This is a genomic window from Desulfitobacterium sp., from assembly GCF_034927245.1.
Lineage (GTDB): Bacteria > Bacillota > Desulfitobacteriia > Desulfitobacteriales > Desulfitobacteriaceae > Desulfitobacterium_A.
Window position 1 is genome coordinate 25,776 of the sequence record NZ_JAYFQK010000011.1, and the last position, 24,328, is coordinate 50,103.

Sequence of the window (24,328 nt, forward strand, 5' to 3'; positions counted from 1 at the left end):
GAGACTTGTGATTTTTGGATAGAATTAAAGAGTTTTGCGGCTCGGCCTCCTTTACCGCTCATCAAGGTAAACATCGTGAGATAGGTCGAAAAGACACCGACCGTCCAGCCTCCTTCAATCACTTTTGACCCGCCGAGGTAAATGACCAGAACAATGCCTAACGATCCGATCACTTTGTAGAGGGGCATCATCGAGCTTTCTACGAGATTGGCTTTAATCGCCTTGTTCTGCAGATCTTTTAATTCAACGGTATATTTTGCTCTGTTTTGCGCTTCCATGCCGGTAACACGATAGACGAGCGCGTTTTCAAGGGTATCATAGGTAATATCGGTTAATTCACTGCTTTTTTTGCGAAATTCAATCGAATAGGAATATATGAGTATTTTTAGTTTTTCCGCAAGCAACATGGCAACCGGGATGAAAAGGGTGGAGAGGATCGTGATTTTTACATCATAAACCATCATCGATAGAAGGTAGGCGATCATAAGTACACCCGTATCAAAGATCTCGGTGGAAAACTTACGCATCCCTTCGACACAGAGGTCAACATCGGAAATGGCCCGGGTCATTAAGTTGCCGATGTTCTCTTGATCCAACGCGGCAATGTTTTTATTCATGATATCGTTATAGATCATGAACCGCATAACGGCACTTGTACTATTAGCAAAGCGTCGTATGTAAAAGCGCTTAAAATAGCGCATCAGTTGAATCATGGCGATAACGGCAACGAAGGTAACGGCAACTTTGAGGACAGCGCTTAAGCTATCCCCTCGGACAAGAGCATCGATCATCTTGCCTTGATAAATAGGACCTAAAATGGTGGCACTGTTAAACCCAAGGCCAAATATGATGATGCAGGCGACAACGAATTTTTCCCTTGTCCAATAATTGATGATTCGATCGGGATGCTCCATAGGCTCTATCCTTAAATTTGCCATAAGTCCACCTCATTTCCAATGTTTATATCATAGACAGAGATATTGATTATGTAAAGATAAACACCGGATGGAATCATTATTGTGTAAAAATAAAAGGGACAGGCTTACTCACTCAAAAGCCTGTCCCTGTAATAATAAAAGCCTGCAATCGTTTGCAGGCTTATGCTTCATATGGAGCCGATGGCAGGACTCGAACCTGTAACCTGCTGATTACAAATCAGCTGCTCTACCAATTGAGCTACATCGGCATGTCTCAGTTGTCCCGTGACACTTGCTTATAATATCATAAGGTAATTTGATTTTCAACTCTTTTTATGAAATATCTTTCTTGAATTCACCTGAATCGGATATATTAAATTTATTGACGAAATTTATCAATTTAAGTTTGAATGTAGTAAAATGAACATGTAATGAACTAAAGAAAAATCTTCGGATATAGGAAACTTACTACAGGTAACCTGTAGTTTAGTTGACTTATCCAGGGACTTAGCGCCACTTATCTCTAAATTAGGAAGTGGAAGTTTTAGTGGCGGTTAGTCATCGGATAAAACATCGGATAAATACATTAAATTAATTGGAGCTTAATATGTATCTACTGTTTTTTTTAGTCAGTTTTCTGGCATCGACGATAGGACAAATCTGTGGAATTGGCGGCGGTGTTATCATCAAACCGGTACTTGATGCCACTGGAACGATGAGCGTCAGTGCTATCAGCTTTCTGTCCGGATGTACGGTGCTATCCATGTCGACTATTTCCGTTCTAAGGAATTTTTTAAGCAAGAAGGAAATTATCGATATTAAATCGAGTACACCCCTTGCAATAGGCGGAATAATCGGCGGAGTGCTGGGTAAATGGATATTTGAACTGGTTAAGGCTATTTTTCAGAATGAAAATCATCTGGGAGCAGTCCAGGCGGGTCTATTGATTGTTGTTACCTTAGGCTCCCTTTTGTACAGTGTGAATTCTCATAAAATACATACTCGCAATATTAAGAACGTGATGTTATGTGCTCTGATAGGCCTGGGTCTGGGTATGATTTCAACTTTCCTTGGAATTGGCGGAGGCCCTATTAATCTTACCGTTTTATTCTATTTCTTATCAATGGATACAAAAAAGGCAGCGGCAAATTCCTTGTATATCATTATGTTTTCTCAATTCGCAGGCCTTTTTCAAACTGTAGTGGGCGGAACTGTCCCACAGGTCAGTGCTTTGATTTTAGCATTAATGGTTTTTGCAGGTGTAGTTGGCGGAGTAATAGGCGGCCGTATCAATAAGAAAATCTCCGCGGAAGTCGTGGACAAACTGTTTATCGGATTAATGATTGTAATTGTCGGCATAAATATTTACAACCTAGTCAGATTTACAATCTGATCATGTAAAATCAGCAAACAACAGGGTGAGGGAGTTGAAGACAAATATGAAAGAAATATTTATAAACCTTAAACGGTTTGATGTCCCTCGTTCTAAAGGCGGTGTTTGCCCAAGGGACAATGCTAAGGAGTGGATAGAAGAGGTCATTTCCGAAAGTATGAAACTGGGAATCGGCTCTTTAGAAAATGTGAATGTTGTGTACATGGTGCCGGAAGCCCTAATTATTCCCGCGCAAGAAAAGCTTAGGGAATATCCGGAAAATATGAGAGCCAATCTGAAAGTGGGCTGTCAAAGTGTATTTAGGAACAATATTAAGGCCGGAGAGAATTTTGGTGCTTTTACCGCAAATATGCCGGCCGCCAGTGCTTATCAAATGGGATGCCGATGGACGATCATCGGACATTCCGAGGAACGTCATGATAAGCAGGAAATTATCGGAGCATTTCAACCCGATTGGAATCAGTCGGATGTTCTTCGGGAGCGGTGTGCTGTCGCCGTCGATAGTCTTATTAACCGTGAGGTATTGTCTGCTCTGGAACAGGGCATGGATGTCCTGCTTTGCATCGGTGAAACTGCCGAAGAGCGGGGTAGGGGCAACTTTGAAGAGCAGCGGAGGCGTACCCAGAATGTCCTTTATGGCCAATTGAAGCGCGGTCTGTGCGGCGGAATAGACTATCTTCCCAATCGAAAGATTGTTATAGGTTATGAACCCATTTGGGCCATTGGCCCGGGCAAAACACCTCCCGGCAGGGAATACATCGCCCAGATTTCCAAGTTCATAAAGGATACGGTCAAGGAAATTTACGGTTTTAATGTTCCGGTCGTTTACGGCGGCGGTTTAAAAGAAGAAAATGCCGCAATGATTTCAAGCATCGAGACGATTGATGGCGGTCTGGTGGCACTTACCCGTTTCTCCGGCGAAATAGGATTTTATGTGAAAGACTTAAAGAAAATCATCAGTCAATATATACGTTGACTTCTCCCCGCGGCTAAAGTCGGGGGATTCCTGGTTCATATCGCCGACTTATGCCGTACAGTCCCCAGGCGTAAAGAAAAAAACAAAGATAGGGAGCGATCATATGAAACTGGAGTTTGAATATGGTCAAGGTACGATGTCTGCCGATTTGCCGGATACCGCCGATGTTTTTATTCCGGGAATCACTGTTCCGGATCCTCCGTGTATTCCGGAAGATCAGCTGGTTGCCGCCACTCGAAAATCCATTTTGCATCCTATAGGGATGGAACCCCTCTCTCAATTAGCAAAAAAAGGTTCCAAAGTTGTGATTGTTTTTCCTGACAGGGTAAAAGGCGGGGAACAGCCCACGTCTCACCGTAAAATATCAATTCCGATAATTCTGGAGGAACTTTATAAAGCCGGTGTTGGGAAAAAGGACATTTTACTGATTTGTTCCAATGGTCTGCATAGAAAAAATACGAAAGAAGAGATTTTCAACGTATTAGGGGCAGATCTTTTTCATGAGTTTTGGTATTCTCATCAGATTATCAACCATGACAGTGAGGATTATAAGCATTTGGTCGATCTTGGTACAACAGATCGCGGAGATCCGGTGCTGATGAATAAGTATGTTTATGATTCTGATGTCGCTATATTAATCGGTCACACTCAGGGTAATCCTTACGGGGGTTATTCCGGAGGCTATAAACACTGTGCAACGGGTATTACCCACTGGCGCAGCATTGCCTCACACCACATACCGGAAGTGATGCATCGCAAGGACTTTACTCCTGTCAGCAGTCACTCCCTGATGCGGACTAAGTTTGATGAAATAGGTCAGCATATGGAAAAATGCATGGGTAAAAAGTTTTTCTGTTGTGATGCTGTTTTGGATACGAAATCAAGACAAATTGAGATTAATAGCGGGTATGCGAAGGAAATGCAGCCCATCTCGTGGAAAACCGCGGATAAACGTACTTACGTCAATTGGGCGGAGAAAAAATACGATGTCTTGGTATTTGGCATGCCACAGTCCTTCCACTATGGGGATGGCATGGGTACCAATCCAATTATGATGATGCAGGCGTTATCGGCCCAGGTGATTCGCCACAAGAGGATCATGAAGGATAACTGTGTGATCCTATGTTCCTCAACATGTAACGGTTATTTCCACGAAGAGTTATGGCCATATATCCCGGAGCTTTACCGTATGTTTCAAAAAGATCATATGAATACGCTGGCAGATATGAGCCGTTACGCTGAATATTTTGCAACGAATCAAGAATATATTAGAAAATACCGTTATGGCAATGCATTTCATCCTTTCCATGGTTTCTCGATGATGACCTGCGGTCATATCGCTGAAATGAATACCTCGGCGATTTATATCGTTGGAGCACAGGAACCGGGGATTGCCAGGGCAATGGGCCTGAAGACGAGGGCAACCTTTGAAGAAGCTTTAGTCGATGCCAAGAAGAAATTCGTTGGTGAAAACCCAAATATTTTGGCTTTGCCTTTGACCTTTAAAACCGCCGCCGTTCATCTTTGTATGAAGGGCGAAGGTCAATAGAATTTTGTTGGGTTTGTATAGTCATTTTGGTAACTTTGAATATTGGCCTTATATCTGACTTCCTATAAACTGATATCATAGAATATCATTTTTATAGGAGGAATTCATATGGCAGCCATTACCTTTAAAAATGTAGTCAAAAAATTTAACGAAAATACCGTTGTGCATGACTTCAATCTTGAAATCCAAGATAAGGAATTTGTTGTCTTTGTCGGACCTTCGGGTTGTGGTAAATCAACGACGCTTAGAATGGTTGCGGGCTTGGAAGATATTACAGAAGGAGAAATCTACATCGGGGATCGACTTGTAAATGATCTTCAGCCTAAGGATCGTGATATCGCGATGGTATTTCAAAGTTATGCTTTATATCCTCATATGAACGTTTATGAAAATATAGCTTTTGGCTTAAAATTGCGTAAGATACCTAAACAAGAGATCGATACCAAGGTAAGAGAAGCGGCGCGTATTATGGATATTGAACATTTGTTGGACCGCAAGCCAAAGGCTTTATCCGGAGGTCAAAGACAACGGGTTGCGTTAGGCAGAGCTATTGTTCGTGAGCCGCAAGTGTTTTTAATGGATGAACCCTTATCAAATCTCGATGCTAAGTTGAGAGTTCAAATGCGTTCGGAAATTGCGAAGTTGCGTCATCGTATACAGACAACGTTCATTTATGTTACCCACGATCAAACTGAGGCTATGACGATGGGTGATCGTATTGTTGTTATGAAAGACGGTTTTATCCATCAAGTGGATACGCCAATGAATTTGTATGATCATCCGAAGAATATGTTTGTTGCCGGGTTTATCGGTTCTCCATCCATGAATTTTCAGAAGGCAAAAGTTGTCGAGGATCAAGGACATTACTGGCTGGAAACACCTGTTTTCCGAGTACAGGCCCTTGACGAACAAAAAGTTAAATTAGCTCCTTATGTAGGCAAAGAAATTGTGCTTGGCATTCGTCCGGAAGACATCTATGATGATGAGGTTGTCACAAATCATCCTGAATGGAGTTTTCAGGTTGAAGTTGAGGTTGTGGAACCCATGGGTTCGGAGAATTATGTTCATTTCCCGGTGAATGGGGTCAATATTACCGCCCGTTTTGAAGCAACGAGCAAGGCACAAGTAGCAAAACCACTTCAAATCGCCTTTGATATGCAGGCGGTTCATTATTTTGATGCCGATACACAAGGGTCTCTCCATTAATTAACCCTAACAAAAAACGAATGATGCATCCTAACTAAGGAGTAAGCGGAAAATGGATCAACATCAGCTTGATATTCTATGTCTCCGTTTAAGCGAGAAAACAGGACTTCGTTTTTTTCAATGGAATTTGCGAAATCAAACATTACAAGGCGAAAAACCAATCATGATTTCGTTTCAGGTGGCCAAGGAAAACGTCGAATTGGGGTATGTCCCCGATAATGAAGAAAGTACCCATGAATTCTCTGTTCAAATACTCACGCTTTTGGCGGAGGAAATATCGATGAATATTCTCCAAAGTGCGGACGGTGTGGGCAAAGAGAAGAGATGGACGTGGGAGATGATGCTTGCGGCAGCTGTTCAAGGGGAATGGAGCAACGATTTCTTTGAACAAAACATAAAAATACATCATCTGCCAACGCTTGACAACGGATTTCCTATGCTTATTCGCCTGCGTAAATGGAATGAGGAAGTACCTGTCGTTTTAAAAAATATATTGCCCAAGTATAAAGTTTTTTGGGTGAATCAACTCGATATCTTTGTATTTATATCAACGCGTTCCATTGCTTTAGAATACTCAAAACCTACAGACTTATATCAATGGTGTGAATCCTTGATTCAAACCATTCATTCATTGATGGGTGATGAATTGGGAATCTTCGCTTCGACGTATGTGGGCTATCCGGATTCCTCAAATATATGGCTAGGGTATAAAGAGGTTCTCAATCTCGCTGATTTACAACCCCATTTTTTTCCGGGCGAAGTAGGCTTGGTTTCTTGGAAATTAGGACTTTACAGACTTATTGAAAATTCGTCTTTAGAAAATGTTCATCGATTTTTGCAAGAGGCTTTTAATGGAGCAGATCTTAATCAAGAGCTGCTGGAAACGTTGGAGACGTTTTTTGCTTTGAACATGAATCTTTCTGAAGCATCCCGTGTACTTTATATTCATCGTAATACCCTGATTTATCGCCTGGATAAGGTAACAAACCTTACAGGGCATAATCCTCGCGACTTCAAACAAGCCATTGATCTTTATCTTGGTATTTGGTTGCAAAAGACGATCAAGAAATAGTGTATAATTTTGGGGGACTTGATCATTTAAAGGAAATAAAATATAATATACAATATTGTTAACATACAATAGTATATAGAGGCGAGGTTTAGTAAATGAGTCTAGATAAGAATGCCCCCATTCCTTTGCATTACCAATTAACAAACGATCTTCGAGGGGAAATAATCAAAGAAAAATGGGGTGTCGGCGAATTATTTCCGACGGATAAAGAATTGATGGAGAAATACAATATAAGCAGTACAACCGTAAGACGAGCCGTAGCCCAATTAGTTCAAGAAGGATTGCTTGAACGTAAACCGGGGAAGGGGACTTTCGTAAAAAAAGCACCCGTCGAAGAAACATTAGGCAATTTAACCGGTTTTTTTGATGAAATGATCAGTCATGGATTTCATCCCAGCGCAGATATTCTGAACCTTTCCGTGGTAAATATCGATGATAAAGAATTGGAAAAGGTTCCGCAACTCAGGATATTTAACGAGCAAAAAGTCTTTTTGATTGAAAAGATACAAAAGCTAAACGGTGAACCGGTTGCTTATGTCAGGAGTTATTGGCCGTATGATTATGGCTCACGTATAGCCGAATTTGATTTAACGACAAGGGGCATTTACGACATTATCAAAAAGGAATTAGAAATAAATTTAATCAGGGCGGAAGAGTTTGTGGGTGCCGATATTGCCCATAAAAAGACGGCGGAATATCTAAACGTGAGGAAAGGATTCCCTATTTTAACGATGCAACGAATTGCTTACGATGATCAAAACTCGCCGCTGGAGCTTTCAATCAATGAATACCGAGCCGACAGGTATAAATACAAAGTTCTTTTGAAGCAAAGTGATCAAAGGGTAGCCGGTTACTTTATCCATTAACAAGAATGGGGAGTATCGTTAAAATGCGATACTCCCCATTCTTTTATACTTATACGTAGTAATATTAACTTCAGAATTAGGCTTTACCCTTATTCCCGCAAAGAGCGATCTTATGCCGGACAACTTCACGAACGGCGGCACGCACCTTGACGGCAACTTTCCACGGTTCTGTTTCACTTTTTAATGTTTCGGTTATTGAGCGTGCCCAAGCGACTTTTAGCTCAGTCCCGATGTTTACCTTTGTTATGCCTTTAGCAACAGCTTCCAGGACCATTTGGTCAGGAACACCGGAACCACCGTGCAAAACAAGAGGGACTTGAATAAGATTATGAATTTGTGCTAAACGATCATAATCTATTTTCGGGGTGGACTTATAGATGCCATGGGCAGTACCTAAAGCGGGAGCGAGAAGATCAATGCCGCTTTCAAGAACAAACCGCTGTGATTCATAGGGATCGGCCAGCCCGCTTGGCGAGTGGCCTGTTTCAGCAGAGTCCTCAACCCCGCCGATACTCCCTATCTCAGCTTCGATAGTAACCCCGGCCGCATGAGCGGCTTTTGTCGCCCGCGTGGTAATGGCGATATTTTCATTAAGGGGAAGCCGGGAACCGTCAATCATAACAGAGGTAAAGCCATTGGCCAGGGCCCAAATGATCCATTTTAGGTTATCACTATGATCCAGGTGTAAAGCAACCGGAACTTTTACAGCGGCCGCAGCTGCTCTAGCCATCCCTGCGGCCGCGGATGCCCCCATGTTTTCTAAATAGGTAGGAGTCGTTTGAATAATCACGGGGGCCCTCTCAGCCTCGGCTGTTTCTAATATGGACTGCAAAATCTCGAGATTATGGAAATTAAACGCACCGACAGCATACCCGTTTTTTTGAGCCCTTTGTAAGATTTCTAGTGAAGTGGTTAACAATCGTTCCAACTCCTTCCGAATTTTTGTTTATTATCTGCAACACATTTAGACTCAATTGAACATTACCATATATAGAATATAATCAAATCAACAATATTGCAATATTATAAATAAACAATAATTTTTGTCTAAAATACCTTGACCTTTTATTCACGAAAAGGATATAATTAATCCGCAAGAACAAATATTGCAATATTACTACTATACGATATTTGGTATTAGGTGGTGGTATACTGCTGATGAGTTTAAACAAAGATACGCACATTCCTTTACATTACCAGCTGACAAATGTACTTCGCGAGGGTATAAAAGCAGAGAAATGGGGAGTGGGCGAATTATTTCCAACGGACAAGGAATTAATGGGGAAATATGAGATAAGCAGTACTACCGTAAGACGTGCTGTGGCGGAATTAGTTCAGGAAGGATGGCTTGAGCGTAAACCGGGAAAAGGTACATTCGTGAAAAAAGCCGCGATCGAGGAAACGCTAGGGGCCCTTACCGGATTTTTTGATGAAATGATTATTCATGGATATGATCCTTGCGCCGAAGTATTAAACGTTTCCGAGGTCAAATTATCCGCAAGTGAACTCGAAAAAGTACCGCAGTTGAGGATTTTTAGTGATCAAAACGAAAGTATGTTTTTAATCGAAAAGATCCAAAAACTCAACAATGAGCCTATTGCCTATGTGAGGAGTTTTTGGCCATACGAATACGGGGTTCAAATTGCCGAATTCGATTTAATGAAGCGAGGAATCTATGACATTATCAAAAATGAACTGAATCTATGTTTAATTCGGGCAGAACAGTTTGTGGGTGCGGACATTGCTCGTAAAAAAGTAGCTCAGCATTTGAATGTAAAAGTGGGGTTTCCGGTTTTGACAATGGAGCGCATTGCTTATGACGAGCAAAACCGGCCGATCGAGCTTTCTATTAATGAATACCGGGCCGATAGGTATAAATATAAAGTCCTTCTGGAAAAGAGTGATCAGAATGTGGCCGGGTATTATCTCGCGGGGAATCCCAGTCCGTAAAATACAAGACTGAAAGGGGTGAAACTTTTAAGAGGCATATTCCTAGTCAAATAATAAATGGAAAGGGGAAGCCACTGTGTTCAGAAGAAAAAAACAAACCATTGCTCTTCTAGCTGCATGTTCGGTTTTTCTTACTTTCAGCTTGGCAGGATGCGGCAGCCAATCCAATCAAAGTTCTTCTCAGGGATCTCAAAAGGAAGAAATCACCTTTGTCAATTGGGCAAGTGCCGAAGAATCGTCTCGACCCTATATCAATCAAGTCATTCAAGACTTTGAAACCCAAAATCCTAACATAACCGTGAAAAGTGTTCCTATCGCAATTAGTGATATTGCAAATCAGTTAACAACAATGACAACCGGAGGTAGTGCTCCGGATATTGCTCAAATCAATATTAACGAAGGCGTTACGCTGGCCAATATGGGGATCTTGACTCAAACGGACAGCCTGGTTCCTAAAGACTATGCCTCAGATTCCACATTTAAAAAGTCCTGGGATTTAGGAGCGGTCAATGGCAAGCATTATGGAATGCCTTGGACTCCGCAACCCCAAGGTTTCTACTACAATAAGAAGTTAATGCAAGAAGCCGGTCTTGATCCGAACAACCCGCCGAAAACGTGGGATGAGTTCATGAAAGCGATGGATACCGCACGTCAAAAGCTTCCGAAAGAGGATCTAATTATTGGCCTGGATACCACCGTTCGTACAATCGGTTTGGATCAACAATGGCCGATTATGCGCAGCTTTGGTGTCAACCCGGTCGATGGCAACAAAGTTCAAGTCAACACTCCCGAAATGGTTAACTATGCGACTTGGTTGAGAAAGATGGTTACAGGCGGTTACACATTGCCGGGTAAGAAGTTCGGTGAGTTCAGACCGATTGCGGCACAACATCATCTGCTGTTCATGATTGATGAACCTCAATTTAAAGGGATTCTGCAAAGTCTTGATAAAAATCTGACAGATGAAGCTTTTTATCAAGAATGGGGTGTGTCGGCTCTTCCGGCGGGAATCGATGGCAAGCATTATTCGGCTCCGGATGATCACCATCTTATCCTATTCAAAGATTCCAAGCATCAAGAAGCAGCCATGAAATTTGCAGAATTCTTAATTAATAGCGAACAGTCTGCCAAGGGATACAATGCGAAAATCGGCGTATTGCCGGCTACAAAAATTGGCTTTGATCAATATCAGGATGTATTCGGCGATCCCGTTCGGGCGACCTTTATCAAAGATGTAATACCGAGTGTTGTATCTTTACCGGTCGGACCAAACTTGCCGAAGATATCCACCGAAATTATGACAGGTGTGCAACAAATTATTACGACCAATGATCCAATCCCTACAATCTTGAATAACATGCAGACAAAACTGGAGGGAATTGTGAATGGCAAGTAACCCATCGTTTTCTAGAAAACCGATGGGAAAGGGCAAATGGGGGAGACCCCATTTGTCTCTCCCTTTCCTGTTAATTTTTCCGTCAATATTGATCCTCAGTATTGTTATTCTATATCCGCTTATTAGTTCAGCAGGGCTGTCATTGTTCCACTATGAATTAACAAGACCGGATGAGATAAAATTCGACTTTTTAAAGAATTACCAAACGATGTTAAATGATGACACCTTCTGGCTTTCGTTAAAAAATACATTGGTTTTTACTGCGGTTTCTGTCGTCATTAGTTTGGTTGTCGGCTTATGGGGTGCCATTGTTGTGGATCAATTATCTCAGAAATTTTCATGGCTGCGGGGATTCTTACTGGTGCCGTGGATTATTCCGGGCGTCATTGTCGGTTATCTGTTTATGTTAATCTTTGATGTTGAAGTTGGCGTAGCGAATGTCATTATGGAAAATGCCGGTCTCATCCAGAAATTCTTGCCGTGGCTGATGCGGGCGGATCTTGCAATGATTGCTGTCATTGTCGCCAATATCTGGAATCAGATCCCCTTTTACATTTTAATGTTTACCGCCGGTTTAAAATCGATCCCGATGGATGTTAAAGAAGCGGCAATATGCGAAGGCGCAAGTCGCCGGCAAGAATTCCGTTATGTAACATTGCCCTATTTAAAGGGAATTATTGTGATTACCAGCTTGCTTATGGTCATTCGGAATTTTAACAACTTCCCGATTGTTTATACGATGACGGGTGGGGGCCCGGTTTACTCAACGACAACGCTAGTGATCTATATTTACCGTTTGGCTTTTGAACAATTTAATATTGGTTATGCCTCCGCAGTAGGTATCGTATGGTGCCTTGTTCTTTTAGCCGTATCACTCATTTATGTAAAGGTTTTATATAAGCAGGATTAGAATTCAAGCCAATTGCAAATGTGAGGGAGGGTATGTGATGTTCCGAAGGAAGTTTACGCTGGGTTGGACGATTTCAGTCAGCGCAACGATTGGAATTTTACTTTTATGGACTTTCTTTCCGATCTATTGGATGCTTTCAACATCTTTCAAATCAAATCTCGATGTTTTTCAATTGCCGCCGGAATGGTGGCCGGCCAATCCTACAATGGAGAATTACGCGGGTTTGTTTTCACCCGAAACCCCGATTATGAGATTCTTTTTTAATAGTTTTGTTACATCCGTTCTCACGGTTCTTGTTACGCTTGTTCTGGCTACTTTTTCCGGATATGCTTTATCAAGGCTTCGGTTCCGTTTTAGAAATCAGATTTTGGTCAGCGTTTTAATTACTCAAATGTTTCCCTTAGTTGTTATGCTCGCACCACTCTATGTTTTATATAACAAGGCTCATTTGCTCAATACGTATGTCGGCATGGTAATTGCCTTTACATCGTTCGCTTTGCCGTTTGGAATTTGGATGATTAAAGGGTTCGTTGATACTGTCCCTGTTGAAATAGAGGAAGCAGCCATGGTCGATGGGTGTACGCGTTTTCAGGCGATGAGAAAGGTCGTTCTTCCGCTCACCATCCCGGGAATTGTATCCACCGGTATCTTTGCTTTCTTGGATGCTTGGAACAATCTTCTGTTCCCCATGGTTTTAACGAATGATATCACGATGAAAACGTTGCCTGCAGGCTTAGTTTTAGTGTTCACAGGTGCGTTCAAACATAATTGGGGCGGCATGATGGCAGCCTGTATCTTCTCGACCATTCCTGTCGTCATTATTTTTATCCTCTTGCAGCGTTACCTTGTTGATGGGTTAACAGGAGGCGCGGTAAAAGGCTAACACCTTTAAAAGAGAATATAGCGTAAAGAATAATTAAAGATTATTTCTTTATGTTGATGTAAGTGAAAAGGAGAATAAACTGTGAATAAGAGTGCAAATAAAATCGGATTATTGATGCTTGGACGCCCCCAATTTGAAATTTCCCTAGCTGAAAAATATTACGAATCCGTAACCCAGGTTGTTAAACAAGCAGGGTTTGATGTCGAAAAGATTGCGCAGCCGATCACGGTTGAAGCTGAGGTTTCCGGGGTTGTAGATGTTCTTAAGAAGGCTCGGCTAACGGCGGTTGTTGTTGTACAAGGCACTTTTACAGATGCCTCAATGGTTCTTTCTCTTGCGCATAGCATTGACCTCCCACTGCTCATCTGGTCTTTTAAAGAAGAACCGACCGGTGAACGACTCAGCCTCAATTCTTTCTGTGGTTTAAACTTAGCCGCTCACGCCTTAGCAGCTGCCGGCAAAAAGTTCAAAGGAGTCTACGGAAATCCGGATTCGGCGAAAGTGTGTGCCGATGTGCTTGCTTTCCTCAGGGCGGCGGTTGTTGTTAACTCGCTGAAAGGGAAGAAGATCGGGATAGTCGGGAATCGTCCGGGTGGTTATTATCCGTCGAACTTTAATGAAATTGCCCTGGCCGGTATCTTGGGAATAACCGTCAATACCATCTCCTTACAAGAAGTTTTCGATCTAGGAAATTCGATGTCCTGTGATATTCATCCGTTAGTGGATAACCTGGAAGGGCTGAACCGTGTCGATACCGCGGCCACGCAAAAATCTGTGAACGCTTATTATGCTTTGAAAGAGGTCATGGCAAAGAAATCCTTGGATGCCATAGCCGTAGAATGTTGGCCTGATTTTATGGTTAAGTATGGCGGCGCGGTTTGTTTTGCCCTCAGCCAATTAAATGATGACGGTGTGGTTGCCGCATGTGAAGCCGATGTGAACGGAGCCGTATCTATGCAAATCGGTCAAATATTGTCCGGACAGGCAACGTTTATCGCTGACCTAGTCACGGGCGACTCAGAAAAAAATGAACTCATCTTTTGGCATTGCGGGAATGGCCCTCGTTCTTTACTCTCTCCGAACTACCCACCGGTTGCCGGTGTTCATCCTAATCGCAAGATGCCGTTATCCGTTTACGGTCCTTTGAAAGACGGTCCGGTCACCATTTGCCGCATAAGCCCTGATCAAGACGGAAAGCTTCGTCTTTTAATCGGAAAAGGAACCGGGCTTGAAGCACCCATGCTTTATAGCGGCAATACGCTTCCGGTTCACACCGAGACACCAGTGGAGGGCGTTTTGCAAACTTTACTTAAGAAAGGTTTAGAACACCATTATGTTGTTATCTACGGAGATTATGTTAAAGAGCTGCAAGAATTAGCCCAATTATTAGATCTTGAAACGATTGAGTTTTAATAATAGTTAAGGATCTGAATGATATGGCAACGGAACCGAAAGTCATTACGAAGTCATATGCTTTAATAGCAACCGTTCCTGCCATCTTGGCTCTTATTGCGGCAAGTCAAGTGGGCTTGCCGCTGCAAATCCCATTTATTTTTGGAATCTTTCTTTCGGGTTTTATCGGGGTCCGTCTCGGTTATCATTGGACAGATATTGAAGGCGCGGCCTTGGACGGAATGGGTCAATGCAGTTTTGCCGTCCTTATCATATTGCTGATTGGCGCCACGATTGGAATATGGATGGCGGCAGGGATTATCCCGTCCTTCATATTTTATGGACTTCAGTGGTTATCCCCCCCATTTTTCTTGACAGAGTCCTTTATCTTGACGTTTATCATGGCCCTTGTCACAGGTTCGGATGCCGCGGCCTTTGGTACTATTGGGGTTGCTTTGCTGGGATTGGGAACAGCCTTGGGTTTACCGATGCCTATTATTGTGGGGGCGATTACTTCCGGAGGACTGGCGGGTCACCTTGTTTCACCCCTGAGTGACTTATCGGCATTAGCCATTAGTCAAAATGGGGGTCAACTTCCTACATTGATACGGTTACTCTTGAGACGAGGTCTTCCCGTGTTCTTGATCTCGGCGGTTCTTTATCTTCTCTACGGTATGGTTGGGTTGAAAAACACGACCCTTCCGGATGTTTCATATCTTCGTGACGGTCTTTTATCGTTATTCCAAATTAGTCCGTGGTTATTTTTACCGGTAGTCGTCTTGTTTTTACTCATCCTCTTCAGGGTTCCGATTATTCCGGCTTTAGGCGTTAATTTACTGTTTTCATCGGCAATTGCCATGAAAGTGCAGGGCCTTTCCTTGATGTCGGTGATACAAGCCATGAGTTTTGGCTATACCCTGAATCAAAATTCGCTTTTGGGTCAAATACTCACGCGCGGCGGGGTTATTAACTTTGGCAATGTGGTTGAACTGATGTTATTGGCATCGGCCTGGGCCTTAACAATGGAACGGATCGGTGTGATTAAACTTATTTTAAACAGTCTCATGAATCGGAAGATATTTCACGGCAAGATCAATGCTTTGGCGACGCTCCTGGGAACGCTGATCTCAGCTATGACCTGCGCGATTATTCCCGCTATTCTTGTCCCCTCTCCTTTTCTGATGGAAAAATATCGTTTGGCCGGTTGGCAAAGCGAACATCTGTCCAAGGATTTGATTGAAGGGTCCTTTGCGATTGCAGCCCTCGTTCCATGGTCAAATATGAACTTCCTTGTTTTAGGGACACTGGGAATAGGAGCCTTTCAAACTGCACCTTATAACTTCTTTCCCATAATTTTGTTGTCGGTTGCTTTTATTTCGGGATTTTTCGGAAAAAAAAGTGTTGATGAAACGGAGTGACTGGAATTGGTGCAAAAACTTGGGGTGGGTATGCTCGGCTATGGGTTCATGGGTAAAGCTCATACCAATGCTTTCAAAAAAGCAAATTATATATTTTATCCCATGCCTGTCGAGACGGAGTTAATCAGTATCTGCGGACGTAACGAAGACAAAGTTCGAGAGGCGGCCCGACGTTACGGCTATCAAAGATGGAATACGGATTGGCGAGAAATGATTTGCGCCCCGGACATTAATATTTTTGATAATACCGGAAGCAACAACGTGCATGAGGAACCCTGCATTGCTGCTTTGCAGGCGGGTAAGCATGTGATCGTTGAAAAACCTTTCGCGCTTAACTTAGAAGAAGCGAAAAGGATGTCAAATGCGGCAAAGGAAGCCGATAAGAAAGGGATTAAGAGTATTGTTGCTTTTAATTACCGGTTTGCTCCGGCCTTAAGACTGGCCCGCCGGATCATTGCGGAGGGCCGGTTGGGAAGGATCTATCATTTCCGTTCCCAATACTTGCTGGATCGTTTCTCAGATCCGCAGGCGCCATTTATATGGCGTCTGGATAAAAAACAAGCCGGCAGCGGAGTGCTTGGGGATTTGAACTCTCATGCGATAGATATGATGAGGTTTTTACTTCAAGCGGAACCCCTGTCGGTCATGGCTTGGAATACCACTTTTATTGATAAAAGATACGATTCTGACGGTATTGTCCATCCGATTGATACCGATGATGCATCCGCGCTGTGGCTTAAACTTGAGAATGGGGCTATGGCAACGTTCGAGGCGAGTAAGGTCGCCACAGGCTATAAAACAATGTGGCGCATTGAAATCCACGGCAGTAAGGGCGGTATTGTCTTCGATTTATCAAAGGGCAATGACCTCCAATTTTTTACGAAGGATGATCCCCTTTATTTGCAAGGAATGCGAACCATCAATGCCACAGAACCGGAAGCTCACGATTATGCTAAATATTGGTGGCCGCGCGGTCATAATCTCGGATGGGAACATTATCACATCCATATGATTGAACATTTTTTACGTTGCATTGCCACAGGGGAAGATATAGCGCCCTGGGGAGCAACATTTGAAGATGGATTGCGCTGTCAGGAAATTATTTCGGCAGCATTACAGTCTTCTGACGAAGGCCGCTGGATTAACGTATAGGATATAAAGGAGACGATATCATGACTGAGCAAGAGTCAGAAGTGGACCAGAAGCTACGGAAAATTGAAAAGCTGTTGGCTAAGCTGAATTTACAAGGGGTTTGCTTATCAAAAGCTTATAATTTCTCATGGATAACGGGTGGCGGAATTAATCGAGTCGTTACAGGGTCGGAAACCGGAGCGGCTGCGATTGTCATACTCGGCGAGAAGAAGTATGTGATTGCCCCTAAAAATGAAATCAAACGGTTTATGGAGGAACAAGTTCAGGGGCTAGGCTTTGAACCGTGGACCTATGAATGGTATGAAAGCAGAGTCAATGCGATCAAGAAATTGGTAAAGGAGCGGAAAATCGGGACAGATACGCCGATGGGCGAATGGCCGGTACTCGGGGCTGAGCTGAATCGGCTGCGGTATAGTTTAACGGCAGAGGAAGTAAAAAGGGCTGAAGAACTTTCGGAGATTTGTTCAAGAGAAATAGCGGCGACGTGCCTGAGTATTGTGCCTGGGCAATCTGAATTTGATATTCAGGCTGAACTCTCAAAAAGACTGATGAGCCAAGGTGTTCGACCGGCCGTTCTTCTCGTGGCAGCAGACGAAAGGAAAAGGTTCCGTCATCCTGTAACAACGGCGAAACGGCTTAAAAATTATGTCATCATCGGTTTGGTAGGGGAAAAAGGCGGGCTGCACAGCGCTCTTACCCGTTCTGTTTATTTTGGAAGCTTGCCTGATACACTGAGAAATAACTACAAGGCTGCTTTAGCGGTGGAAAAGACCTTTTTGGAAAATTGCAAGATTGGCGTTGATTGCAATACAGTGTTTGAAAAAGGGAACGAAGCCTATGCAAATGCCGGGTTCCCTGATGAATGGAAGCGTCACCACCAAGGCGGAGCGATTGGCTATATCCCCAGGGAATACAGAATAGGGGAAACTCAGCATGAAGTTTTTCAACCGAATCAAATGCTGGCTTGGAATCCGACAGTGGACGGGACAAAAGTCGAGGAAACAGTATTGCTCATGCCCGATAATCAACTGAAAGTTTTAACCTCTGTTCCCGAGTGGTGGCCGCAAGAAAAGATAACCCTTCCGAATCAAGAAATCCAATTACCACTTGTTTTGGAAAGGTAGCCCTATGCCATATCTGCATAAGTTGAGGTGAGAATATGGGAAATATTGCTGTTGTTCAAGCGGGTGGACCGACATCCGTGTTGAATTCAAGTTTGGCAGGGTTTATCGAAGAATGTAAATCTGATCATAAAAATCAGCAGATTCTTGGTTTCCAAAACGGGATCGAGGGAATGGTCAAGGGCTGGACACTGGAATTGAGTGGAATCAGCGATCGGGAAATTCAAGCCTTAAAACGACAGCCCGGGGCGGTGCTGGGGTCCGGGAGATATCCGTTAACTGAGGAAAGGATGCAGCTCGTTAAAAATGTCTTACGCGAAAAGAAGATTGATCAGCTTGTGTTCATCGGTGGGAACGGAACCATGTGGTCCGCTAATCAAATCGCGGCCGTTGCACCGGAAGTACAAATCGTCGGGATTCCCAAAACGATTGATAACGATATTTGGTTTACGGATCATGCCCCCGGCTATTTAAGCGCCGCTAAGTTCGTCGCCGAAGGTGTGAGATCGCTGGCCTTCGATCTCTGGTCCATGCGCAATTTTGAGAGGGTTCGTATCGTTGAAGTGATGGGACGGAATGTTGGATGGCTGGCGGCCGCGGCTGCACTGACAAGAAAGAAAATACCGGGATTTCTTCCCATTGAAATTTATCCTCCGGAAAAGGCATTTAGTATCGAAAAATTTGTGGCGAGAATAAAGATGCTTTTGAAAACCGAACCTTGTGTACTTGTGGTCGTAAGTGAGGGTGTTAAAGATGATAACGATGCGGCGATTGCCGACCAAAGAATCGGCGGAGACGAAAGCAACACTATTCCCGGCGGTGTTGGCGTATTTTTGGCAAATGTTCTGCGTCAACAGGGAGTTTCCTGCCGCAGTGAAAACTTTGGTGTTTTACAACGATCAAACACATGGACTGTTGCCAAACGAGATCGGGAAGAGGCGATTTATTTAGGACAGAAGGCTTATGATGTTTTAAAGCAAGGAGAAAACAAAGTCATGGTTGGACTGAAAGGTCCGGGGTTAGATTTAAGGGGTGATGCGGCGCATTTAATCCAATTGGCTAAGGTTGCCTCCAAGGAACGTGCACTCGAGCCACGCTTCTTAACTGAGAATGGGATTGCGGATTGTTTTGCCGAATGGTTGGAACTCGCTTTAGTGGATCCCTTGATCGAAGAAAACAGTGCCCTGCGAGTCTGGAAGCTTGCGGCTTGCCAATAGAAATCAAACAAGTCACTTTGAGGAATAAGTAATGATACAATGAAAATCGACTGGAGGAAAAGGATTGTGTACAGCGAGATTAAAAAGTCACTCTTTATTGATGGAGAATGGAAAGAGCCCATTAAAAAAGAAAAAAAGGGGATCGTTAACCCTGCGACCGGAAAGGTATTTTGTGAGATAGGTTACGGCGGAGTTGATGATGCTTTAGCAGCGGTTGAGGCTGCCAAGTCCGCTTTTGTATCGTGGTCTTCAACCTCTGTACGTGAAAGGGCCAATATCTTAAATCGTGTGGCTGATCTCTTGCGTCAAGGGGCAGATCATATCGCCGAAATATTGGCCGCCGAATCCGGAAAACCAATTCCCCAGGCAGTTGGGGAGATCATGTTTGCGGCGGAATATTTTCAGTGGTTTGCTGAAGAGATCAGAAGACCTTATGGTGAAATGATCCCCAGTGATGCGGTGAACAAACGTCATATTGCCTATTCACAACCGGCCGGGGTTGCCCTGTGCCTTTCGCCTTGGAATTTTCCGGTTTCGATTCAGGCACGAAAATTAGCACCCGCCCTGGCGGCAGGCTGTACTGTCGTATCAAGGGCTTCTGAATTAGCGCCGTTAAGTGTAGTCGAGTTATTCAAATGTTTGCAAGATGCCGGTATTCCAAAGGGAGTGGCGAATTTAATTCAAGGTCCGGCTGCCGCGACAACAGAGGCGATGATGAAACATCCTGCCGTACGTGTCGTGAGCTTTACAGGTTCCACTGCCGTAGGGCGGAGTCTGATGCATCAAGCGGCCGAAGGAATATTGCATCTATCGTTAGAACTCGGCGGAAATGCACCTTTCATTGTATTTGAAGATGCGGATATCGAGAAAGCGGTTAATGGTGCGATGATTACGAAATTCAGAAACAACGGCCAATCCTGCATCGGTGCAAATCGCTTCTATGTTCATGAAAAAGTCTATGACAAATTTGCCGCGGCCTTTGCTGATAAAATATCGAAAATGAAGATCGGGAACCCCATGGAAGAGAAGAATCTTGATCTGGGACCTATGGTTGATTTAAAAAGCAAAAACAGGGTTGAAAAAATAGTCAGTGAAGCGGAAGCACTTGGGGCGACATATTTAGTACCCAAAGCCAAAGTCCCTGCGGAAGGTTATTATGTTCCGCCGATTATTATGGAAAACGTCCCGGAAAGCGCAACACTTGCCCATGAAGAATTATTTGCTCCGGTTGCGCCGATATTCAAGTTCACTGATGAGAATGAAGTTATTAAAAAAGCAAATCATTCGGATATGGGGCTTGCGGCCTATGTCTATACCCATGATTTAGCGCGATCCACCCGGGTTACAGAAGCCCTGAAGTTTGGAATTATCGGTCTCAATAACGCCTTGCCTTCAGTCGCCTATGCACCGATGGGGGGTGTCAAACAAAGTGGTCTGGGTCGTGAAGGGGCAAGAATGGGTCTGATGGAATTTATGGAAATCAAGTACGTGGCAGCAGAATTTTAACAGCGTGTCGAGTTGTGCCGCCTGTGGCAGCGGCGGAATGGAGGTTCATATGTCAGTACGTGTTGCAATTAATGGTTTCGGACGAATCGGTAGACTAGCCTTGAGAGCATCCCTCAAGAGTGAATCCCCCCTTGACATCGTCGCAGTTAATGATTTAGGAGAGCCAGATCTATTAGCACACCTCTTTAAATATGATTCTACCCATGGGACTCTTCCCTTTGAAGTTAAAGTCAATGGGAAAACAATGAGGGTTAATGGACAATCTATCAGTTTATTCGCTGAAAAGGACCCGGAAAAACTCCCCTGGAGAGAACTGGGGGTAGATATTGTTATAGAGGCAACCGGTCGCTTTACACAACGCGATAAGGCAGCCCTTCATATAAAAGGAGGGGCTAAAAAAGTCGTTATTACCGCTCCGGGAAAAAACGAAGATATTACCATCGTAATGGGAGTGAATGAAGGTCAATATGACCCTAGCCAACATCACATTTTATCGAATGCCTCCTGTACGACGAACTGCTTAGCCCCTATTGCTAAAGTTTTACTTGAAGAGTTCGGAATTGAGCAGGGGATGATGACCACAACTCATTCCGTAACCAATGACCAACGAATATTGGATTTGGAACATAATGATTGGCGCAGGGCACGTGCCGCCTTCCAATCTATGATTCCAACCACAACAGGAGCGGCTAAAGCAGTTGCGTTAGTCTTACCTGAACTCAAGGGAAAACTTACAGGGTTAGCTGTACGGGTTCCCACTCCCAATGTTTCCCTGGTTGATTTTGTGGCTAACGTATCAAAACCGACAACGGTAGAAGAAGTCAACGCTAAATTAAAGGAAGCATCAGAAGGAACGCTTAAACGATATTTATCCTATACAGAGCTTCCTTTAGTCTCCCGTGATTTTAACGGAGATCCTCATAGTTCGATCGTGGACGGTCTTTCAACCCGAATGATTGGCGATCGGATGGTTAAAGTTCTGGCTTGGTATGATAATGAATGGGCCTATTCCAATCGTGTCGTTGATCTTGTGAGATATATTGCAAATAAGTAATGATAGAACCGGATGACTTCCTTTACAGATATCATCCGGTTCACTGTTTGAGTTATGAATAAATAAGATAGGTATGGAGTTAGCTTTTGGATGTCTTGAACTTAATATAGAAGGTTGTCCCTTTAGAAGAAGTTTCAATATCCATTTCCGCGTGATGACGTTTTATGATATTATTGCAGATCGCCAGCCCTAAACCTGTGCCTTTTTCTTTCGTTGTAAAAAAGGGAACGCCGAGTTTAGCGAGTACTTCGGGTCTAATACCCGGGCCTTCGTCACGGATGGCTAGGATAACTTGTCCCGAATCCATAAAGGTCTTTAGAGTTAAACATTTGCCGGGTTCAGTCGCTTCGATCGCATTGCGGAATAAGTTAAGGATGAGTTGACGGACTTCTTTCTCACCCAGCAGGATATCTTCAATTTCTCCTAATTCCAATATTAACGTAATGCCTGCATTTATAGTATCGGCCTGGACTAAAGGGGAGAGGGTTTCAATAATGGTGTTGAGATTTTGAATACGCATATCCTGAGTTGAGTTTTTGGTGAGGGACAGAAATTCAGTAATCAGCGTGTTTGCCCGCTCCAGTTCCATTATCATGATATTATAATAATCCCGATATGAGCTAAACTCATTTTTCGATCCAAGGATCTGAAGAAATCCTTTGACAGTCGTGATTGGATTTCGAATTTCATGAGCAAGGCTTGCAGCCATTTCAGCAAGCAGGTTAAGACGGTCGAAGTGGGCATAGGCGTTTTTTTCAGTGATTTCCTCGCCGCTCTTACAAATATAGGGGATATTGTCCGGTCCAATAAAAAGACGTTCGTTAATATTAAATGTTCTTGAATCCAGAGTTTCCATTTCCCATTGATGAGGACCTGTAGAAACTCTGGTTTTAACAGAGGGACAGTCTGAGCAGGGATGATCACATTTCTGAATGAGCTGGAAGCATTTTTTCTGTTTTGGATCTCCAAACAATTGCCGAAAAGCGAGATTGTAATAGGGTATTGTAAAATCGGGGGCCAGAAGAAAGACAAAATCGGGCAAGGTATCGAGTAAGTCAACAAGGCTCTCTTTATTTATGACCTGTTCGAGAGATGCTGGATAACCAAGCAAAGTCAGGACCTCCCAATTAAATATCCTTTAAAAACCAAGTTTAGTATTCGACTTAAAAAAGAAAAATCCTTTAAAGATCAAATGATTTGAAATGAAGTTATCAGAAGATTTATGATATGCCCGTATTCTATGCATTTCCTTTTCTTCCCGAAAAGTTTAAACTGATGGTGTATTTAGGACAGTTTCGTAGGCGGCGAGTGTCAGTTCGCCAACCTTGGACCAGGTAAAATTATGGCGAATGTGATTCGTTAAAGGTTCCGGTGAAAAGTCTAAAGAAGTTTCCAGAGCAGTTTTGAGGCTGGCTTCTTGGAAAGGATTCATATAAACTGCCATATCTTTAAAGTATTCGGTGGTCGATCCTTGGTCGGTAGATAGGACAACAGCGCCACATGCTCCTGCTTCAAGGCTCGAGAGTCCCGGCGTTTCAAACCAACTGGGGAGCGCATGGATTTTTGCGGAAGCATAGGCAGAGGCAAGAAGACGTCCCTGTAAGGTTCCCAAATAGATCACATTGGAATATGACTGAACCTGTTCAAAATAAGAAGGGTCATTGATAGGCCCCGCTAAAACGAGGGTTAGCCCGAGCTCATAACAGTATCTTGCCAGTAAGACTTGGTTCTTGCGAGAGGAAATACGAGCAATGGAAAGAACAAACTGATCCGGTAAGCCGGGGCATTTCTCTCGGAAAAGAGTTTCGTCAACCGTGAGATATTCCTCGGGAAATCCATTCGGGATAACCTGATAGGGCGTATTGATTTGGAAATCTTCCCGGATCATGTCCATTTCTAATTGACCATTAGGGAGCAGCAGATCACAGTCTTTGAGTAATTGGCTGCGCCAAGGCTGATGTTCTTCCCATTGTCTTAAGGCCATAGAGTTTGCATCCTGCTTCTCTAGATATTTTTGCATATTCCAATAGATCGGGGAAAGAACGACAGGCTTTTTCTGGCGTTTGGCATTTTCAATATACATCGAAGCATCAGAAGCGCGAGTGGCATTGAAAATATGAACTAAGTCATATTCACTGAGTTCAATATGGGGATCAGCTGATATAAATATTTGAACGCCGAGTTTTTGCAGGGCTTGAGCTGTGCCCAGGAGTTGGACAGTATCTCCCGCGGGATTCTTTCGATAGTCTGATCGAAGTTGGAAAAGTACTTTCACATTGAAAAACCCCTTATTAATTGAATTCAAGGTTTAGATTTAGCATGGATTTTTAAAGCTTTGATTAAGGTCTTA

Annotated in this window: 20 protein-coding genes, 1 tRNA gene and 1 pseudogene; 17 read left to right on the forward strand and 5 right to left on the reverse strand. The window is 43.4% G+C overall.

All coding sequences use genetic code 11. From position 1 onward, the window contains the following. Positions 1-65: 65 nt before the first annotated feature. Positions 66-938: pseudogene (locus tag VB077_RS16550) on the reverse strand (ABC transporter transmembrane domain-containing protein); the annotation flags it as partial. A 172-nt stretch (positions 939-1,110) separates the two neighbouring features. Further along, positions 1,111-1,186, reverse strand: a tRNA-Thr gene (locus VB077_RS03475). A gap of 338 nt (positions 1,187-1,524) precedes the next feature. On the opposite strand from VB077_RS03475, the gene VB077_RS03480 reads away from it, so the two are divergent. The 6 genes from VB077_RS03480 to VB077_RS03505 all read left to right on the forward strand — a co-directional run bounded on the left by VB077_RS03480 (position 1,525) and on the right by VB077_RS03505 (position 7,979). Next, positions 1,525-2,310 (forward strand): sulfite exporter TauE/SafE family protein, encoded by a 786-nt coding sequence (locus VB077_RS03480; RefSeq protein WP_323413825.1) that lies wholly within the window; start codon positions 1,525-1,527, stop codon positions 2,308-2,310. Positions 2,311-2,356: 46 nt separating this feature from the next. After that, a complete protein-coding gene (locus tag VB077_RS03485) occupies positions 2,357-3,286 on the forward strand; it encodes a triose-phosphate isomerase family protein (RefSeq protein WP_323413826.1) in 930 nt (309 codons plus the stop codon). A 103-nt stretch (positions 3,287-3,389) separates the two neighbouring features. Beyond that, positions 3,390-4,835 carry a lactate racemase domain-containing protein gene (locus tag VB077_RS03490; RefSeq protein WP_323413827.1) on the forward strand — a complete coding sequence of 482 codons (1,446 nt, stop codon included), beginning with the start codon at positions 3,390-3,392 and terminating at the stop codon, positions 4,833-4,835. A 108-nt stretch (positions 4,836-4,943) separates the two neighbouring features. Further along, positions 4,944-6,041 (forward strand): sn-glycerol-3-phosphate ABC transporter ATP-binding protein UgpC, encoded by a 1,098-nt coding sequence (locus VB077_RS03495; protein WP_323413828.1) that lies wholly within the window; start codon positions 4,944-4,946, stop codon positions 6,039-6,041. Between the two features lie 52 nt (positions 6,042-6,093). Next, complete coding sequence (locus VB077_RS03500; protein ID WP_323413829.1) at positions 6,094-7,113, forward strand: helix-turn-helix domain-containing protein; 1,020 nt, start codon at positions 6,094-6,096, stop codon at positions 7,111-7,113. Positions 7,114-7,208: 95 nt separating this feature from the next. Further along, positions 7,209-7,979: a GntR family transcriptional regulator gene (locus tag VB077_RS03505; protein ID WP_323413830.1), complete on the forward strand. Its 771-nt coding sequence runs from the start codon at positions 7,209-7,211 to the stop codon at positions 7,977-7,979. Positions 7,980-8,055: 76 nt separating this feature from the next. Here VB077_RS03505 and VB077_RS03510 read toward each other — a convergent pair whose 3' ends face one another. Then, positions 8,056-8,898, reverse strand: a complete 843-nt coding sequence (locus VB077_RS03510) for a class II fructose-bisphosphate aldolase (protein ID WP_323413831.1) — start codon at positions 8,896-8,898, stop codon at positions 8,056-8,058. A gap of 239 nt (positions 8,899-9,137) precedes the next feature. Here VB077_RS03510 and VB077_RS03515 point away from each other — a divergent pair, with 239 nt between their 5' ends. The 11 genes from VB077_RS03515 to gap all read left to right on the forward strand — a co-directional run bounded on the left by VB077_RS03515 (position 9,138) and on the right by gap (position 21,978). Then, a complete protein-coding gene (locus VB077_RS03515) occupies positions 9,138-9,929 on the forward strand; it encodes a GntR family transcriptional regulator (protein ID WP_323413832.1) in 792 nt (263 codons plus the stop codon). A 76-nt stretch (positions 9,930-10,005) separates the two neighbouring features. Next, entirely contained in the window at positions 10,006-11,325 is a 1,320-nt protein-coding gene (locus VB077_RS03520) for an extracellular solute-binding protein (protein WP_323413833.1), read from the forward strand. A 142-nt stretch (positions 11,326-11,467) separates the two neighbouring features. Further along, the gene (locus VB077_RS03525; protein WP_323413834.1) at positions 11,468-12,235 is read left to right on the forward strand and encodes a sugar ABC transporter permease; all 768 of its coding nucleotides are present in this window, start codon (positions 11,468-11,470) and stop codon (positions 12,233-12,235) included. 37 nt (positions 12,236-12,272) lie between these two features. Further along, positions 12,273-13,118: a carbohydrate ABC transporter permease gene (locus tag VB077_RS03530; RefSeq protein WP_323413835.1), complete on the forward strand. Its 846-nt coding sequence runs from the start codon at positions 12,273-12,275 to the stop codon at positions 13,116-13,118. Between the two features lie 81 nt (positions 13,119-13,199). Then, entirely contained in the window at positions 13,200-14,531 is a 1,332-nt protein-coding gene (locus tag VB077_RS03535; RefSeq protein ID WP_323413836.1) for an L-fucose/L-arabinose isomerase family protein, read from the forward strand. Between the two features lie 23 nt (positions 14,532-14,554). Next, the gene (locus VB077_RS03540) at positions 14,555-15,928 is read left to right on the forward strand and encodes a Na+/H+ antiporter NhaC family protein (RefSeq protein ID WP_323413837.1); all 1,374 of its coding nucleotides are present in this window, start codon (positions 14,555-14,557) and stop codon (positions 15,926-15,928) included. Between the two features lie 9 nt (positions 15,929-15,937). Then, positions 15,938-17,080, forward strand: coding sequence for a Gfo/Idh/MocA family oxidoreductase (locus VB077_RS03545; RefSeq protein ID WP_323413838.1), 1,143 nt, complete (start codon positions 15,938-15,940; stop codon positions 17,078-17,080). A 20-nt stretch (positions 17,081-17,100) separates the two neighbouring features. Further along, the gene (locus VB077_RS03550) at positions 17,101-18,204 is read left to right on the forward strand and encodes a M24 family metallopeptidase (RefSeq protein WP_323413839.1); all 1,104 of its coding nucleotides are present in this window, start codon (positions 17,101-17,103) and stop codon (positions 18,202-18,204) included. Positions 18,205-18,239: 35 nt separating this feature from the next. Then, positions 18,240-19,418 (forward strand): diphosphate--fructose-6-phosphate 1-phosphotransferase, encoded by a 1,179-nt coding sequence (locus VB077_RS03555; protein WP_323413840.1) that lies wholly within the window; start codon positions 18,240-18,242, stop codon positions 19,416-19,418. Between the two features lie 66 nt (positions 19,419-19,484). Then, a complete protein-coding gene (locus VB077_RS03560) occupies positions 19,485-20,924 on the forward strand; it encodes an NAD-dependent succinate-semialdehyde dehydrogenase (protein WP_323413841.1) in 1,440 nt (479 codons plus the stop codon). A gap of 49 nt (positions 20,925-20,973) precedes the next feature. Then, positions 20,974-21,978 (forward strand): type I glyceraldehyde-3-phosphate dehydrogenase, encoded by a 1,005-nt coding sequence (gap, locus tag VB077_RS03565; protein ID WP_323413842.1) that lies wholly within the window; start codon positions 20,974-20,976, stop codon positions 21,976-21,978. 79 nt (positions 21,979-22,057) lie between these two features. Here the strand turns inward: gap and VB077_RS03570 are convergent, their stop codons facing one another. Further along, positions 22,058-23,089, reverse strand: a complete 1,032-nt coding sequence (locus tag VB077_RS03570; protein ID WP_323413843.1) for an ATP-binding protein — start codon at positions 23,087-23,089, stop codon at positions 22,058-22,060. A gap of 156 nt (positions 23,090-23,245) precedes the next feature. Then, positions 23,246-24,253 (reverse strand): glycosyltransferase family 4 protein, encoded by a 1,008-nt coding sequence (locus tag VB077_RS03575; protein WP_323413844.1) that lies wholly within the window; start codon positions 24,251-24,253, stop codon positions 23,246-23,248. Between the last annotated feature and the right edge of the window lie 75 nt (positions 24,254-24,328).

Bases quoted from the DNA above. Each gene is read 5' to 3' on its own strand.
- VB077_RS03480 (WP_323413825.1), top strand. From the start codon at position 1,525: ATGTATCTACTGTTTTTTTTAGTCAGTTTTCTGGCATCGACGATAGGA.
- VB077_RS03485 (WP_323413826.1), top strand. From the start codon at position 2,357: ATGAAAGAAATATTTATAAACCTTAAACGGTTTGATGTCCCTCGTTCT.
- VB077_RS03490 (WP_323413827.1), top strand. From the start codon at position 3,390: ATGAAACTGGAGTTTGAATATGGTCAAGGTACGATGTCTGCCGATTTG.
- VB077_RS03495 (WP_323413828.1), top strand. From the start codon at position 4,944: ATGGCAGCCATTACCTTTAAAAATGTAGTCAAAAAATTTAACGAAAAT.
- VB077_RS03500 (WP_323413829.1), top strand. From the start codon at position 6,094: ATGGATCAACATCAGCTTGATATTCTATGTCTCCGTTTAAGCGAGAAA.
- VB077_RS03505 (WP_323413830.1), top strand. From the start codon at position 7,209: ATGAGTCTAGATAAGAATGCCCCCATTCCTTTGCATTACCAATTAACA.
- VB077_RS03515 (WP_323413832.1), top strand. From the start codon at position 9,138: ATGAGTTTAAACAAAGATACGCACATTCCTTTACATTACCAGCTGACA.
- VB077_RS03530 (WP_323413835.1), top strand. From the start codon at position 12,273: ATGTTCCGAAGGAAGTTTACGCTGGGTTGGACGATTTCAGTCAGCGCA.
- VB077_RS03540 (WP_323413837.1), top strand. From the start codon at position 14,555: ATGGCAACGGAACCGAAAGTCATTACGAAGTCATATGCTTTAATAGCA.
- VB077_RS03550 (WP_323413839.1), top strand. From the start codon at position 17,101: ATGACTGAGCAAGAGTCAGAAGTGGACCAGAAGCTACGGAAAATTGAA.
- VB077_RS03555 (WP_323413840.1), top strand. From the start codon at position 18,240: ATGGGAAATATTGCTGTTGTTCAAGCGGGTGGACCGACATCCGTGTTG.
- gap (WP_323413842.1), top strand. From the start codon at position 20,974: ATGTCAGTACGTGTTGCAATTAATGGTTTCGGACGAATCGGTAGACTA.